Source organism: Tenacibaculum sp. Ill (assembly GCF_051938915.1).
Lineage (GTDB): Bacteria > Bacteroidota > Bacteroidia > Flavobacteriales > Flavobacteriaceae > Polaribacter > Polaribacter larymnensis.
The window spans coordinates 648,348-665,377 of the sequence record NZ_JBPSCW010000002.1; the positions used below are offsets into that span (position 1 = coordinate 648,348).

Consider the following 17,030-nt stretch of genomic DNA (forward strand, 5'->3'; position numbering starts at 1 on the left):
AATCCATATAAAATCTAGCAAAAAGTAGAAAAAAAGCATAACTATGCGTATTACGTGTAAAGTGTGTTTTTTCAATAAAAAGTATAAAACAATATATGGCTGAAGGCAAAAAATTAAGACTAAATAAGGTTTTAAGAGAACTAAACATTTCTTTAGATAGAGCTGTAGAACACCTAGCTAAAAATGGCTATGAGATAGAAGCTCGCCCTACTACCAAAATATCAGATAAAGAATATCAAATTTTATTTGATGGTTTTCAAACTGATAAATCTAAAAAGGTGGCCTCTAAAGAAGTTAGCGAAGAAAAGAAAAAAGAGAAAGAGGCAATTCGTCAGCAATTAGAGCAAGAGCAAGAAAGAAAACGATTAGAAGAAGAAGCTAAAAAACAAGAAGTTTTAAAAGCCAAAGCAGAAAAGTTAGAACTTAAAACTGTAGGTAAAATAGATGTTGAAACTGGTAAAGCTGTAGAAGAAAAACCAGAAGAAGCAAAACCTGAACCTGCAAAAAAAGAGGAGCAAAAGGTAGAAGAGCCTAAGAAAGAAGAACCTGTTCAACCAGTTCAAGAAACTAAAAAAGTAGAAGAACCAGTAAAGGTAGAAGAGAAAAAGCCAGAGCCTCCAAAAATAGAAAAGCCAAAAGCAAAAACAGTTAATACTCCTAAAAAGGAAGAGAAAAAAGAACAGCCTAAAGAAGTAAAAAAGACTGTTGAAAAAAAGGTTAAAGAGGTGAAGCAATCAGAAAAAGAAACTGAGGTTACTCCAGAAAATGCTGAGAAAATTAAAACTCAGTACAAGAAATTAGATGGTCCTAACTTTACAGGTCAAAAAATTGATTTAAAACAATTCGAAAGACCAAAAAAGAAAAAACCAGAAGCTAAGACAGACGGAGATAAGAAGAAACGTAAGAGAATTAGCAAACCAGGAGCCCCAGGTTCAGGAGCAAAACCTCAAGGAAATAATAGAGGAGGTCAAAACCGCGGAGGCCAAAGAGGTGGAAACCGAGGAGGTCAAAGAGGTAGAAGACAAAATACCGCTCCAAAAGAAGAGCTAACAGAAGCACAAATCCAAAAACAAGTTAGAGAAACCTTAGAAAAACTTCAAGGAAAATCTAAAAAAGGAAAAGGTGCAAAATACCGTAGAGATAAAAGAGATGCTCACCGTCAGCAAAGTGAAGCCGAATTACAAGCAGCACAAGCTGAAAGCAAGGTGTTAAAAGTAACAGAATTTGTTACAGTAAGTGAAGTAGCTACGATGATGGATGTTCCTGTTACTCAAATTATTTCTAGTTGTATGATGCTAGGAATGATGGTAACAATGAACCAACGTTTAGATGCTGAAACATTGCAAATTGTTGCTGAAGAGTTTAATTATACAGTAGAGTTTGTTGGAGCTGAAGTAGAGGAATCTATTGAAGAAACAGAAGATAAACCAGAAGATTTAGTTACTCGTGCTCCAATTATTACAGTAATGGGTCACGTAGATCACGGTAAAACATCATTATTAGATTACATCCGTAATGCGAATGTAATTGAAGGGGAATCAGGAGGTATTACTCAGCACATTGGAGCTTATGCTGTAAATGTTGGAGATCAAAAAATTGCCTTCTTAGATACACCAGGTCACGAAGCCTTTACAGCAATGCGTGCTCGTGGAGCTCAAGTAACCGATTTAGTAATTATCGTAGTAGCTGCCGATGATGATGTAATGCCACAAACAAAAGAGGCAATTTCTCACGCACAAGCAGCAGGAGTTCCAATTATTTTCGCAATAAACAAGATAGATAAGCCTAACGCAAATCCAGATAATATTAAAACACAACTTTCTTCTATGAACTTATTAGTTGAAGATTGGGGTGGTAATATTCAATCACAAGAAATTTCTGCTAAAACAGGACAAGGGGTTGATGAATTATTAGAAAAAGTATTATTAGAAGCTGAAGTATTAGAGTTAAAAGCAAACCCTAATAAGAATGCAAACGGGGCTGTTGTAGAAGCTTTATTAGATAAAGGTAGAGGATATGTATCTACAATATTAGTACAAGCAGGTACATTAAAAATTGGAGATTATATCTTAGCAGGAAAGCATAGTGGTAAAGTAAGAGCTATGTTTGATGATAAAGGAAGAAAAGTAAAAGAAGCAGGACCTTCTACGCCAGTATCAATTTTAGGATTAGATGGAGCGCCACAAGCAGGTGATAAGTTCAATGTATTTGAAGATGAGCGTGAAGCCAAGCAAATAGCAGCTAAACGTTCTCAATTACAACGTGAGCAATCAGTTAGAACACAAAAAACACTAACACTTGCAGAAATTGGTCGTCGTATTGCGTTAGGAGACTTCAAAGAATTAAATATTATCTTAAAAGGAGATGTGGATGGTTCGGTAGAAGCTTTAACAGATTCATTCCAAAAATTATCTACAGAAGAAATTCAAGTAAATATAATTCATAAAGGAGTTGGTGCAATTACAGAATCTGATGTATTGTTAGCAACAGCTTCAGATGCAATTATCGTTGGATTTAATGTACGTCCGCAAGGAAATGCACGTTCGGTAGCAGATAGAGAGGAAGTTGATATCAGAACTTATTCAATCATCTATGACGCTATCAATGACCTGAAAGATGCAATGGAAGGAATGCTATCTCCTGAAATGAAAGAAGAAGTTCTTGGTAATGTAGAAATAAGAGAAGTTTATAAAATTTCTAAGATTGGTAACATTGCAGGATGTATGGTAATGACAGGAAAAATTACAAGAGATTCTAAAGTTCGTGTAATTAGAGATGGAATTGTAGTTCATGATGGTATATTAGCCTCATTAAAGCGTTTTAAAGACGATGTTAAGGAAGTAACTAAAGGATACGATTGTGGTCTTCAAATAAAAGGATATAACGATATTAAAGAAGGGGATACATTAGAAGCTTATACTGAAGTTGCAGTTAAGAAGAAACTTAAGTAATCGCTTACTTTAAATATAAAATAAAAAGGTGCCCAATTGGGCACCTTTTTTTGTACTTGATGATTAAAAATGACTTTTTTTACTGCTTTCATTATTAGGTGTTTAAAAAAAGAGAGCATTGTCTTTTATTTCTCGCAAGTGATGTTTAAAGGGACTAAGGTGTTGTAAATGAGTAAGAAAAAAAAATTTTAATTGTGTGTTGAAAATTATATATTGCGTATCGTTAAAAAACCCTTCAAATTATTATTTAAATAATAAAAAATTAACAATTTATCTTCTTTAAAAGAATTTTGTTTGTAGTTTTTTAACAAAACAAACAACACTTTTTAGTGTTTCTAATACTAATTTTTAAACATTCACAACATGAAAAGAATTTTTCTTACCATGGCAATCGCTGCTGGAATTTTAGTAGGTTGTCAAACAAATGAACAAAACCCAGATTTAGAACCTGAAGCAGATGTAACAACGCTGCAAAAAGCAGAAAAGCAATGTTTTGCTAACGATGTTCTAGAAGCAAATATGGCTAATGACCCTGGTTTAAAGAGCAAAATGGAAAACATTGAAAACTTTACAGCATCTTACTTACAAAAAGTTAAATCTGGAGATGTTCAAGCTAGGTTAGTAAATGGAAAAATACAAATACCAGTAGTTTATCATGTAATTTATCGTCAAGCAAGTGAAAACTTATCATTATCGGTATTGCAAGACCAAATTGATGCATTGAACGAAGACTTTAATATGCAGAATCCTAACAGAGGAGCAATGCCTGCTGAGTTTGCAGGAGTTGAAGCAAATGTAAATATCGATTTTGTTATTGAGGATGTAATTAGAGTTCAAAATACAAAAAAGAGAAGTTGGAGACCAGATGATTCAATGAAATTTACTTCTTCAGGAGGTAGTGATGTTGTTAATCCACAAGAATTTTTAAATATCTGGATTGTAAACGTTATGCCATATAGAGGAGGACAAATTTTAGGATACGCACAGTTTCCAGGAGGTAGTTGGTCTACAGACGGTGTAGTTTTAGCACATAGTTTTGTTGGTCGTAACCAAAGAACTGCAACGCATGAAGTTGGTCACTATTTAAACTTACGTCACATTTGGGGTGATGGTGGATGTGGTGCTAGCGATTTTGTTGCTGATACTCCAGACGCTGACGGAAATAGTAGAGGATGCCCTACTTACCCAGTAATTGAGTGTGGTAGTGCTAACATGACGATGAACTTTATGGATTATTCTGACGATAGCTGTATGTATATGTTTACAGAAGGTCAAAAAGCTAGAATGGATGCAGTATTTGCTCTAGGAGGATTTAGAGCTACTATGGCAGACTAGTCTGTTTTAATACGAAATTCATATATTAAGACGTTCTTTATTTAAAAGAGCGTCTTTTTATTATCATAAACTAAAGAGTAAGAATAGATGAAATACTTAAGAATAATAGTACCTGTAGTGTTTTTATTAATGATGAATTGTGCAGCACAGAATAAAACAAAAGAGTTTGATAAAATAGCTTATGAAGCTCAAACAAGAGGAAGTTTGGTGCAGTTAACTATTGAAGGAAATAAATTATCATACAAAACGCATCAAAAGGAAGGAACTAAAGAAGTAAATAAAGAACAGTTAGAAGAGCTAAAAAGGATAGTTAGCGAGTTAAATTTAGATGAAATAAGCGATTTGAAGGCTCCAAGCGAAAAAAGAATAACAGATGGGGCGTTGCATGCGGAATTCACTATTAAAATAGCTGATAAGGAATATAAATCGAGCATATTCGATGCTGGTAATCCGCCAAAAGAATTAAAAAAACTAGAAGATTTATTATACAGTCTTTCTGATTTAAAAGAATAAACAAAAAAACCGAGCAATTTGCTCGGTTTTTTTTTATTTCTGATTAAAGTTAAGCTATTATAATCCAGCTTCTCTCCAAGACCAAGTAGAGATGTCAACTTTAGTTCCTGTTTTATAATCAGCTGTAGTAGAAGCAGCTTCTCCGTCAATTACAACGTTAGCTAAAGGACCACCATCTTTCATGTCGATGTTCATATCGTATCCTTCTAACCAAATGTTAGTTATAGTAGCTCCAGAAGTCTTTTTAAACTGTAAAGCTGTACCACCAACAGTAGAAATAGCTGTTAGGTTTTCAAACTGAGGATTGTTATTAACTTTATCTCCTTCAAAAGCAGTTGAGAAACCAGCAATAGTATGAGAGATATAAGTATTAGTTACTTTTCCGTTCCATCCTTCTGTCCAATCTACAGAATCATCTTCGTTATTTTCTAAGTATAGGTTAGTTGCAGAAACAGTTCCTCCAAAAAACTCAACTCCATCATCAGCACCGTTAATTACAGCAATGTTTTCAACAACAGTTCCAGAACCTACTGAGTAGAAAGAAACTCCGTTATATTGAGATTCAGTGTTAATTTGTGCACCAGTACCTTTAATTACTAAGTTTTTGATAATACCAGAGTTATCATCATCTTGAGTACCACCGTAGATAAATCCTCCAACTTCAGCAGTAACATCTGTACCAGCAGAAGTAGTAGCTTTACCACAGATAGTTAAACCTCCCCAGTCTCCTGGTTTTCCAGCAGCAGAAGCCATTACTACAGGAGCATCAACAGTACCGTTAATGTTGATTTTTGCACCCTGTAAAACAGCGATATAAACATCTGTTCCTTTAGGATCAACAATAATTTTTGTGCCAGCTTCAATATTTAAAGTAGCTCCGTCTTTTACAATGTAAGATCCAGTTAAGTTATAAGTCTTGTTAGAAGTTAATGTTACGTTTCCTGTAACTTCACCTACTAAAGGAGTAATTTCAACGATTTCACCATTGATGAATGACCAACCAGAGATATCAACTTTAGTTCCAGCTTTGTATTCAGTGTCTAATTTTGCAGCTTCTCCTTCAATAATTACGTTTGCTAAAGGACCACCATCTTTCATATCGATGTTGTCATCATATCCTTCTAAAAATAGGTTTGTAATAGTAGCTCCAGATTGCTTTTTAAATTGCAAAGCAGTACCACCAACAATTGATTTAGCTGTTAAGTTAACTAACTTAGGATTTTTGTTGTCTTTGTCAGCTTCTACAACAGTTGAGAAACCAGCTTTTGTATTTACTACATAAGAGTTTTCAACAGTACCATTCCATCCTTCAGTCCAATCAATAGCATCGTCTTCTAAGTTTTCTAAGTATATATTTTTAGCAGAAACAGTTCCTCCAAAGAATTCAACCCCATCATCAGCTCCATCAAAAACAGCAATGTTTTCAACTGTAGTTCCAGAACCTACTGAATAGAAAGAAACTCCATTGTATTGAGACTCTGTATTAATTTGTGCGCCAGTACCTTTAATTACTAAGTTTTTGATAACTCCTGAGTTATCATCGTCTTGAGTACCACCGTAAATAAATCCACCAACTTCAGCAGTAACATTAGTACCAGCGGTAGTAGTAGCTTTACCACAGATAGTTAAACCACCCCAATCACCAGGCTTACCATCGCTAGAACTCATAACTACTGGATTGCTGTTAGTTCCGTTAATGTTGATTTTTCCACCTTGTAAAACAGCGATATAAACATCAGTTCCTTTAGCATCAGCAACAATACTTGTTCCTGCAGGAATAGTTAATGTAGCGCCGTCTTTAATAACGAAAGAGCTAGTTAATGCATAAGAAGCGTTTGATAATGTATAATCTTCAGAAAGTTCACCGCTCATAATTCCATTTTGTAATTTTTCTACAACATTAGAAACGTCTGGAGGTAAAATTGCAGGGTCATCGCTACCACAACTTGTAAAAGTTAAAGCTGCAACAGAAAGAGCTGCTATACTTAATAATTTAAATGATCTTTTCATTTTGATTTCTTTAGTTTAATTTTATTGTACAAATAAAAAACCTATATCTTTTGTTTCTTTTAACTGAATATTAATTGATTGTTATATAAAACCATTAATATTAATTTAAAGTTAAAGAGGTCTAAAATGTATAATTTAAGCTTAGAGAAACTTGTCTTCCCTTTTTGTAAGAAAGTACAGTTTCATTAGTTTCAATTAAGGTGTTTAAATCACGAACTAATTGATTTTGTTCAATTTTAGGGTCTAATAAGTTTTTACCAACTAACTTAGCAGTGAACCCTTTAAAGATTTGCTTGCTTAATACAAGGTCTAGAGTTATAAAACCTTTTTCAATAATTTCATCATTGTAAAGGGTAGCACTGTTATCAAAATCTTCAGGAGCACCTAAAGCGTAAATTTTATCTGAAGCATAATTACCAGTTAAAGTAGCAATGAATTCGTTTTCTTTATTGTTTGTATAGCTTAAAGAACCGTTAACAATAAAGTCTGAAGCTCCTTGTAATTCAGATTCAGATTTTCCTTTAAATTGATATCTAGGAGATAAATCTTGATTAAACCACATTTTAGTTAAGTTAGCTGTAGCATTTAACACAGTTTCTTCGTCTTCATTCTTTAAAAGATCTAATCTACCTTCAACTTCGAAACCTAAAATATCAGCTTGTTCACCTGTATTAAAGAATTTAAAGTAACCTGATGAACCTTGATCTTGTGTTAAGTTTATAGGGTTGTTGATTTGTTTGTAAAAAGCTGTTGCAGAAATTAATTGGCTTCTGCTTGGGAAAAACTCCCATTTTAAATCAACATTATATACATCAGATTTTTCTAAGTCTTCGTTACCTCCAATAACACGACCAGTTGGAGAAACGTATTCGAAAGGAGACAATTCTTTAAATTCAGGTAACGTTTGAGTTACACTTGATGCAAAACGGATAAAGTTTCTATCGTTTAATTCGTATTTTAAGTTTACACTTGGATATAAGCTTTCGTAAACTCTATTAGTTGATCCAAATCTACCAGGACGGTTAGCTACATTCCATGCCATATCGATTTCGTCTCTCTCAAAACGTAATCCAATATTACCAGATAATCTGTTATCAAACTTAAAATCGAAGTTTGTGTAAGCTGCTAAAACAAACAATTCTCCTTGATATAAATCTGGTTGTTGTTCTCTTAAAATTAAACCAGCATTAGTTCCTTGTTGTAAAGTCTCTGAGATTTGATCAACAGAAGGAGCTGTAAAATCTTTTGCTCTAAATCCAATAAACAAAGAGTTAAAAGACCTTTCTTTCTTACGGAAGTTTAATCCGTAGTTTAACGTATAAGGTTTGTCTTCATATTCATCTGCAACGCTACCTAGAGACCAGTGATTTTCAATAAAAGCATTATATTCAGTATCTTCAATTTTTTGAGAAGATTTTCTTTGTTGATAATCTCCAACGTGTGCAAATTGAATTAATGGACTAGAATCAATATCTAAGATGTTTACTTCATTTCTAATACGATTTGGCTCTTCTGCTAAAACAAAGTTATAACCTGCTGCCCAGTTTAATTCATTGTTTTTATTCCATTTATGTTCACCCATTAATTGGTTTACAAACATGGTAGTTTGTTTAAAGTTTTGATCTCTAACAAAAGCACCCTCTTCTTGTGGGTCTTGATCAAATACATACCCTTCTCCATTTCTACCTTGTTCATATAATCCATCTTCACCTTTGTTAACAAATAAAGTATTGTACTTTAATTTATTGTTGTCGTTTAATTTTAGATCAACTCTTATGTAACCAGTAGAATTTGTTTTAGCAATGAAGTTTTCAACATCCGTAAATGAGTTGTTTAATACATTAGATCTGTAAGCTTTAAATAAACCATTTCTGTATTCAGATGATTTAGAATGTGAAGCAGAAGCTAAGATTTTCCATTCTTTATTAAATAAGTTGAATCTTTTTGCTCCTGATAATGAAATACCATAGTTAATTGGTGTTTCACCTTTTTTTGTATCCCAGCCTTGTAAAGTCATTTGGTTTTGAAGAGCAAACTTCTTTTGATGAAACCCAAAAGTTACATCGTTACTAATAATAGTACTTCTAAAGTTGTCAACTTCAATAGCGTTAGTGTTAACACCTCCTTTAATACCTATGGAAAACATATCCTTTGTATACTCTTTAGAAGCAATATCTACATTTCCTGAAGCTTGATCTGCATAGCTTGAGGTAGCATATGTTTTACTGATACCTACGTTTTGTATAACGTTTGTATTGAATAAACTTAAGTTAACATTCTTGTTACTTACATCGTCAGAAGGAATTGGTAATCCATTCATTGTAGTTGATAAATATCTGTCACCTAAACCACGAATGTAAATATCTCCTGATCCTTCACTTTTGTTAACACCAGAAATTTTTGTAGTTGCAGCAGCTGCATCACTAACTCCTTTTTTAGCTAGCTCTTGTGCTCCAATACTTTCTTTAATTACTGTAGCTTTCTTTTGCTCTAATAATAAAGCAGTTTCTTTTTCCCTACTAACAGTTGCGTTAATTTTAACCTCATCTAGCGCTACCCCTTCATTAGCACCTAGTTCTTGGTTTGTTATAAGTGTTTCGTTCTCTTTTACTACTATTTGCTTTTCAATAGTTTGATAACCAACGAAACTAAAAACAATAGTTTGATTTCCTGTAGGTACACTAAGTGTGTACTTACCATCCATATCGGTTGTCCCCCCGATAGAAGTTCCTTTAATAAAAACATTAGCAAAAGGCAATGCTTCACCGCTCATTTCTTTGTCAGTAACAGTACCAGTAACAGTACCTTTGCTTTGAGAAAATGCTAAATTACATAAGCTTAAAAAAGCTATAAATAATATTTTTTTCATTCTAATCTTTGAATTCTGTTTATTTATGGCGCAAAATTCAAGTTAAACAGTAAAGCTAATGTTATGTAGGAATTACGTTTGTATTATTAGAATGTTTAGTTAATGTTAATTGGATTCAGTTACGTTACTTAAACGTTAATTACTTGTAAATTTTATACCGAAAGTAAAGGTTCTTGGGGTTGCAGGACCAAAAATAAAGTTACTATCTCTATCTTTTCCTTTGTCAAAATCATTTTGATAATCGTCTAAAATGTTCTTAATACCTGCGTTAAGTTCTATGTTTGTGTTAAGCTTTTCTATATTAAATGTATAACTACTGTTAATTCCCAAATTTAAAAAAGAAGGAGAGTTAAAGTATTCATCTGCTGTTAGGTTTTGGGGAGAAGCTAAATGCAATACTTCCATACTACCTGTATATACTAAATTTAAAGCTGTCTTAAATTTTTGGTTTGGTGTATAGGTTGCTGTAGCATATCCATAGGTGTTAGGAGTGCGTAAAAACTCTTTTTTTAAAGGAAGTTCGTTAGAATTGTTAACAGCTGAATTGTACTTACTAGACTGATAGGTGAAACCTGCATCTAATTGTAAAATACCATCATAGTTGAAGCGTGTTTCTAAAGTAATTCCTTTAACTACGGCGTCATCACCATTTCTTTTTTCAAAAACTTCACCAAATTCATCCTCTCCAATAGATTCTAAATAAAAAGCATCCTTTAGGTTAGTATAAAAACTCTCGAAAGTGAATCCGTAAATATAATGTTCGTTAGGTTTATCATAATTAAAAGATAAGGTATAACTATTAGAACGTTCTCTTTTTAAGTTGTCAGATAGTAGTACCCGTGAAATTCCACCACCAGCAAAAGCAATATGTAAATCAGTGTCAAAAGCTTGTGGAGCTCTAAAGCCAGTTCCCCAAGTTCCTCTAATTTGTGTGTTTTCAAAAGGTTTAAACAGTAAAGATACTCGTGGACTAGCAATGTTATTTACAATAGCTTTTTCAGTTCCGTCTTGCTTTAAAGCATTTAATTTGTGATTATCGTAACGAATACCTGTTAGTAAATTTAATTGTTTGTTTATTTCCCAATCGCTTTGGAAAAAGAATCCAAAGTTCTGAGTTAATTGATCTACTTTGTATTCGTATGCATCAATAACATCAAAAACATCATCTTGTGCAAATTCACCACCTAAAGTTAGTACATTGTTTCCTCCTAAAAACTTCTCTAATTGATGATTGAATTGTAACCCTCCTTGAAAAGTAGTAGTTGTCGAGTTACCATAAGGTGGTTTAGCCAAGTGCTTAGTATCTTCATCAGTATCAACGTCTGGTCTAATTCCAGTATAGTGTTCTCTGTCGGTATATTGTGTAGCGAAATAAGAAATTATAGAGCTTTTGTCATCGTTAAAGTTAATTTGATAATCAATATTTCCTACATAAACATCATGAACACGTTCTTCCGATTGCATTGCAAAATGAGGGGCTTTATCAACCATTTCTCCACCATAACGGTACTCATTCATTTTACTAAAATTCACTTCTATTTTTTGATTATCTGTCGGAAGGAAAAATAAGTTAGTTCCAAATGAATTATTCTTTAATTCAGGTAATTCGGAAAAGTTATCACCGTTAGCATCGTACAATTCTCTTTTTCTATTATTAATAAAAAATGAAGCACCAGCATTTCTATCTTCATTTATCACGGTAGCATTTCCGGCAATAATGTGATCTGAAGCTCCTTTAATGTTTTGATAGGTATAGCCGATACTATAATTGTTTTTTTTCGGAATTTTCGTAATAACATTTACTGTACCTCCAATAGCGCTCGAGCCATATAAAGCAGACCCACCACCACGAACAACTTCTATTCGTTCAATCATATTTGTAGGGACTTGTTCTAATCCGTATAATCCAGTTAGTGGACTAAAGATGGGGCGTCCATTAATTAAAATTTGAGAATATCCGCCGGCTAATCCATTCATACGAAGTTGCGTGTAGTTGCAAGTCTGACAATCGGTTTCTACACGTAAACCAGTTTGAAACTTTAAACCTTCTGATAAATTACATGCTTGTACATCAGCCAAGGTTTGACTATTAATTACATTAACTATAACTGGGCTATTAGTTCTGCGTTTATCGGTACGAGTCCCGGTGACAGTAACTTGATCTAAAATTTCTGCAGTTTCAATCAATGTGAAATTGACTATTTTTTCTTGAGAAGAGTGTAGGGTAACAGTTTTTCTTTCCGATATAAAACCAATCATTGAAGAAACTAAAACGAATTTATTTTTCGTTGTTTCTAATGTATAGTTTCCAGACTCATCTGTGGTGGTTCCAATATCTGTTCCTTTTATAAATACATTAACAAAGGGAATGGTTTCTCCTGAAGAAGAAGTAACTTTTCCTTTAATTACTTGTCCGTTTACAATGCTTGATAATAATATAATAGCTATGGCAATATGATTTCTCATGTTGAAAATGGTCTCCTGTTGAACAGTTTTTAAATTAAAATTTTATGCAAATATAAATTAATTTTTAGCCTAGACTAAAAATATGTTTAATTAAATCAAAAACTATATATTTGCATACCTAAAAAAATAATAATGTTTAGTCAATCTGAAGAAAACTACATAAAAACAATGTATCATTTAGCGGCTGATTATAAAAAAGGAATCAGTACAAATGCAATAGCAAAAAAGCTAGATACAAAAGCATCTTCAGTAACCGATATGGTTAAAAAACTATCAGAGAAAAATGTTGTTAGTTATAAAAAGTATCAGGGAGTAACGTTAACTGATTTTGGAAAAAAAACAGCTGCGAATATTGTTCGTAAGCATAGATTATGGGAAGTTTTTTTAGTAGATAAACTAAACTTTTCTTGGGATGAAGTGCATGAAGTAGCGGAACAATTAGAGCATATAAAGTCTCCAAAATTAATTAATGAGCTGGATGCTTTTTTAGATTATCCAAAAAGAGATCCACATGGAGACCCTATTCCAGATAAAGAAGGAAACCTGCAAATAATAGAAAAAAGCTTGTTGTCTACTTTAAAGAAAAATGAAATAGGAGTTTGTGTTGGAGTTGACGATAGCTCTTCAGAATTTTTGCGTTTTCTAGATAAGCAAGAAATCGCCTTAGGAAAACAAATAAAAGTAGTGGAAAAAGAACCTTTTGATGGTTCTTTAGTCATAGAGATGGATGGTAAAACACTTTCTGTATCTAACAAAATAGCAAGTAACTTATATATTCAAAAACCACGTTAAAAAGACAATATTTTTATAAATGGATTTATTTAATCAATTAGTTAGTTTTGGGAAAGAACACCCTATTCAAGCAGCGTTATATGCTTCATTATTTACTTGGGGGTTAACTGCTTTAGGAGCAGCATTAGTTTTCTTTTTTAAAAAAATGAACCGAGCCGTTTTAGATGGAATGCTTGGTTTTACAGGAGGAGTGATGGTTGCGGCAAGTTTTTGGAGTTTGTTAGCACCAGCAATTGATAACAGTCCAGGAGAAGGATTTGTAAAAGTATTACCTTCAGCAATAGGTTTTGCTCTGGGAGCATTGGCTTTATTTGGGATGGATAAATTGTTGCCTCACTTGCATATAAACTTTAAAGAGCATGAAGTGGAAGGTGTAAAAACAGATTGGCATAAAACCACTTTGCTAGTTTTGGCAATAACCTTACATAACATTCCAGAAGGGTTAGCTGTAGGTGTTTTGTTTGGGGCTGCTTCAACAATGGTAGGAGTTGAGCAAACAGAGATGATTATTGCAGCCATTTCATTAGCTATTGGTATCGGAATTCAAAATTTTCCAGAAGGATTTGCAGTAGCTATGCCTTTGAGAAGACAGGGAATAAGTCGTTTTAAAAGTTTTTGGTTCGGACAATTGTCTGCTGTTGTAGAGCCAGTAGCAGCAGTTTTAGGAGCAGTAGCAGTATCGTTTTTTACACCTATTTTACCATATGCTTTGGCGTTTGCTGCAGGAGCAATGATTTTTGTAGTAGTTGAAGAAGTAATTCCAGAAACACAACGAGATAAATATACCGACATTGCAACTCTAGGTTTCATAGGTGGATTTATAGTAATGATGTCTTTAGACGTTGGTTTAGGGTAGAGATTAAATAAGAATAAACTTAAAAAGCTAAACAAATCCTGTTTAGCTTTTTGTATTTTGCATAAAATTTAATTAGTGCAGCAACCATCAATTTTTCAAGTATACAATGCCTCGGCAGGTAGTGGTAAAACTTTTACTTTAGTAAAAGAATACCTGAAGGTATTACTACAATCCGAAGATATTTTTCGTTTTCAAAAAATATTAGCAATTACGTTTACTAACAAAGCAGCAGGAGAAATGAAAGAGCGTGTGTTGGATAACCTGCAAGATTTTGCTGATGGAGAAAGCAATGACTTACTAGAAATTATTTTAGAAGAAACTTCACTTGATAGAACCATAGTAAAAAGTCGAAGCAAAAAAATATTAGATGAAATTCTTCGAAACTATTCTGCTTTTTCAATCACTACAATTGATAGTTTTACTCATAAAATAATTAAAAGTTTTGCCTACGATTTAGGATTGCCTTTAAATTTTGAAGTGGAAATGGATGCTGTTTCTTTGTTGAATGAAGCGGTAGATGTGCTAATTTCAAAAATAGGAAGTGATGAAACATTGACTAAATTATTGATAGATTTTTCGCTTGATAAGGCAGATGACGATAAATCTTGGGATATTTCTTGTGAATTAAACGAGTTTTCCAAAATTTTGTTGAATGAAGATGATACTAAGAATTTTAAAAAACTAGCTGATAAACAACTTGCTGATTTTACCGATTTAAAAACCAAGATTTCAAAACACCAAATACATATAAAAAACAGATGGAAAGAGGTTGGAGATGAAGCATTGAGAGTGATTGAATCAGTAAAGTTAGATCATAAAGATTTTTATCGATCGATGTTGCCAAATCATTTTGTAGCACTAGCCAGTAATCCTGAAAAAGCAAAGTTTTTTGATCAAAGCAAATTAAGAGAGCGAATTGAGGAGAGTAATTTTTATTCCAAGTCAAAACCAGAAGATGTAAAATCTGCTATTGAAGGAGTTTTACCAGAACTACTGAAGTTGTATACAGAATCGGAACAATTATATCAACAGTTTTCAATGAATAAACTAGCATTGAAAAGTATTATTCCGTTAGCGGTTTTAAACAATATCAATCAAGAATTAACACATTTAAAAGAAGAAAATAATTTAAGATTGAATGCTGAATTTAATCAGCTAATTTCGGAAAATATTAAAGACCAACCTGCACCTTTTATTTATGAGCGAATTGGGCAGCGTTTTATGCATTATTTTATTGATGAAATGCAAGATACATCAACCTTGCAATGGCAAAATTTAATTCCGCTAATAGATAATGCATTAGCACAAGAAAACAGTAATTTGTTATTGGTAGGTGATGGAAAACAAGCAATTTATCGTTGGCGTGGAGGTAAATCAGAACAATTTATAGGATTAGGTTCAGAAAAAGATAACCCATTTCAAATTTCTAAAGAAGTAAAAACCTTAGAAACCAATTTTAGAAGTTATGCTGAGGTGATTAACTTTAATAATCAGTTTTTTCAACATACTGCAAACTTCTTACAGAATGACTCTTACAAACAATTGTTTGTTGAAGGAAATAAACAGTTAACAACAACTAAAAAAGGAGGCTTTGTCTCACTATCTTTTTTAGAAAAAGAAGAAGATAAGGAGGAAGAAAAAATAAAGTATCCGAAAAAGATTTTAGAACTTGTTAAAAGTTTAGAGACTGAATTTTCGCTAGATGAAATTTGTATTCTAGTTCGTAAAAAGAAAGATGGGATTACAGTAGCGAATTACTTATCTGAAAATGGAATTGATATAGTTTCTTCAGAAACACTACTATTAGAAAACAGTTCAAAAGTCAACTTTATAGTAAACACGCTACAGATAATTCAGCATCCAAACGATAAAGATACCTGTTTAGAAATGTTGTACTTTTTACATGAGCATTTAAAGGTCTTGGAAGACAAGCATTCGTTTATAGCTAAGTTAATACATCAGTCTAATAAAGCTATTTTTCAAGAATTAAAAGATTATGAAACATCCTTTGAATTGTCGATGTTTCATCAGTTACCTTTTTACGAAAAAATAGAGGAAATTATTAGAGGTTTTCAACTGGTTACTTCTTCAGACGCTTATGTACAATTCTTTTTAGATGTAGTTCTGGAACAACAAAGAAAAGGAACAAGTATTCAAGAATTTTTAGATTACTGGTCAGAGAAAAAAGATAAACTCAGTATTGTAGCTCCAGAAAGTGGCAATGCGGTACAAGTAATGACAATTCATAAATCGAAAGGACTAGAATTTCCAGTAGTTATTTTTCCGTATGATTTAGATGTTTATAGACAAATAAATCCTAAAGTTTGGTTAAATGAATTGCCAGAGAGTTATGACGGATTTAAAGAATTACTCGTTCCTTTCAATAAAGATTTGAGTTATGTTAATGATAGAGGTTCTGAGATTTACCAGCAACAAAGAGAAGAGTTAGAGCTAGATAATTTCAACTTATTATATGTAGCACTTACAAGAGCTGTGGAGCAATTGTATATTGTAACAGAAAAGAAAATTTCATCCAAAGGTGAAGAAAACACGAATTTTTACTCGGGAGTATTTATCAACTACCTAAAAAAGGTTGATGAATGGAGTGATGAGGTTTTAGAATATTCCTTTGGGAATAAAGAAAGGGTAAGTGTTTTAAAGGAGAAAACATCAGGAGTTCAAATACAAGAAGGTTTTATATCCACACCGTGGAAAGAACATAATATTCACATGTTAGCAAGTGCATCAAAATTGTGGGATACCGAGCAAGGTAAAGCTATTGAATTTGGTAATTTGATTCATGAAATGATGGCAGAAATTATTACAAAAGATGATATTGAAAAGGTTGTTTATCGTTATGAACAGCAAGGGATTTTGCCTCAAGAAAAATCATCTGAAGTAATAAAAAGCATACAGCAAATAGTAAATCATTCTAAATTAAAAGAATACTTTTCTGAAGAAGTTGTAGTGTTTAACGAGAGAGAAATTGTAGATGTTGATGGACAGATAGTAATCCCAGACAGGTTGATCTTTAATCAAGATAACGAAGTGGTAATTATTGATTATAAAACAGGAAAACCGTCTAAAGCATATCATCAGCAATTATTGCGATATGGAAGAGTATTACAAACGTTGAATTTTAAGGTGTTGAAAAAACTACTTATATATATTGACGAAGAAATTTTGGTTGAAGAAGTATAACAACTAACTTTGAACTTTTATAGCAAACAACTTTCAA

At 32.7% G+C, this 17,030-nt stretch carries 9 protein-coding genes; 6 read left to right on the forward strand and 3 right to left on the reverse strand.

Going from position 1 to position 17,030, the window contains the following annotated elements:
* Positions 1–95 precede the first annotated feature (95 nt).
* From infB to ACTPNM_RS03035, 3 genes are all read left to right on the forward strand, one after another.
* A complete protein-coding gene (gene infB, locus ACTPNM_RS03025) occupies positions 96–2,951 on the forward strand; it encodes a translation initiation factor IF-2 (RefSeq protein WP_440120569.1) in 2,856 nt (951 codons plus the stop codon).
* A gap of 363 nt (positions 2,952–3,314) precedes the next feature.
* Positions 3,315–4,286: a M43 family zinc metalloprotease gene (locus ACTPNM_RS03030; RefSeq protein ID WP_440120570.1), complete on the forward strand. Its 972-nt coding sequence runs from the start codon at positions 3,315–3,317 to the stop codon at positions 4,284–4,286.
* A gap of 87 nt (positions 4,287–4,373) precedes the next feature.
* Entirely contained in the window at positions 4,374–4,799 is a 426-nt protein-coding gene (locus ACTPNM_RS03035) for a hypothetical protein (RefSeq protein WP_274640840.1), read from the forward strand.
* Between the two features lie 57 nt (positions 4,800–4,856).
* On the opposite strand, the gene ACTPNM_RS03040 is transcribed toward ACTPNM_RS03035, so the two are convergent.
* The 3 genes from ACTPNM_RS03040 to ACTPNM_RS03050 all read right to left on the reverse strand — a co-directional run bounded on the left by ACTPNM_RS03040 (position 4,857) and on the right by ACTPNM_RS03050 (position 12,144).
* Positions 4,857–6,809 (reverse strand): hypothetical protein, encoded by a 1,953-nt coding sequence (locus ACTPNM_RS03040; RefSeq protein WP_440120571.1) that lies wholly within the window; start codon positions 6,807–6,809, stop codon positions 4,857–4,859.
* 121 nt (positions 6,810–6,930) lie between these two features.
* Positions 6,931–9,678, reverse strand: a complete 2,748-nt coding sequence (locus tag ACTPNM_RS03045) for a carboxypeptidase-like regulatory domain-containing protein (RefSeq protein ID WP_440120572.1) — start codon at positions 9,676–9,678, stop codon at positions 6,931–6,933.
* Positions 9,679–9,813: 135 nt separating this feature from the next.
* Positions 9,814–12,144 (reverse strand): TonB-dependent receptor, encoded by a 2,331-nt coding sequence (locus ACTPNM_RS03050; protein ID WP_440120573.1) that lies wholly within the window; start codon positions 12,142–12,144, stop codon positions 9,814–9,816.
* Positions 12,145–12,276: 132 nt separating this feature from the next.
* On the opposite strand from ACTPNM_RS03050, the gene ACTPNM_RS03055 reads away from it, so the two are divergent.
* From ACTPNM_RS03055 to ACTPNM_RS03065, 3 genes are all read left to right on the forward strand, one after another.
* A complete protein-coding gene (locus tag ACTPNM_RS03055; protein ID WP_440120574.1) occupies positions 12,277–12,936 on the forward strand; it encodes a metal-dependent transcriptional regulator in 660 nt (219 codons plus the stop codon).
* 19 nt (positions 12,937–12,955) lie between these two features.
* Positions 12,956–13,792, forward strand: a complete 837-nt coding sequence (locus tag ACTPNM_RS03060) for a ZIP family metal transporter (RefSeq protein ID WP_274640846.1) — start codon at positions 12,956–12,958, stop codon at positions 13,790–13,792.
* A gap of 75 nt (positions 13,793–13,867) precedes the next feature.
* On the forward strand, positions 13,868–16,993 hold the full coding sequence (locus tag ACTPNM_RS03065) for a UvrD-helicase domain-containing protein (RefSeq protein ID WP_440120575.1): 3,126 nt from the start codon (positions 13,868–13,870) through the stop codon (positions 16,991–16,993).
* Positions 16,994–17,030 lie beyond the last annotated feature (37 nt).

Coding starts and splice junctions, on each gene's coding strand:
- infB (WP_440120569.1), top strand. CDS start 96: ATGGCTGAAGGCAAAAAATTAAGACTAAATAAGGTTTTAAGAGAACTA.
- ACTPNM_RS03030 (WP_440120570.1), top strand. CDS start 3,315: ATGAAAAGAATTTTTCTTACCATGGCAATCGCTGCTGGAATTTTAGTA.
- ACTPNM_RS03035 (WP_274640840.1), top strand. CDS start 4,374: ATGAAATACTTAAGAATAATAGTACCTGTAGTGTTTTTATTAATGATG.
- ACTPNM_RS03040 (WP_440120571.1), bottom strand. CDS start 6,809: ATGAAAAGATCATTTAAATTATTAAGTATAGCAGCTCTTTCTGTTGCA.
- ACTPNM_RS03045 (WP_440120572.1), bottom strand. CDS start 9,678: ATGAAAAAAATATTATTTATAGCTTTTTTAAGCTTATGTAATTTAGCA.
- ACTPNM_RS03050 (WP_440120573.1), bottom strand. CDS start 12,144: ATGAGAAATCATATTGCCATAGCTATTATATTATTATCAAGCATTGTA.
- ACTPNM_RS03055 (WP_440120574.1), top strand. CDS start 12,277: ATGTTTAGTCAATCTGAAGAAAACTACATAAAAACAATGTATCATTTA.
- ACTPNM_RS03060 (WP_274640846.1), top strand. CDS start 12,956: ATGGATTTATTTAATCAATTAGTTAGTTTTGGGAAAGAACACCCTATT.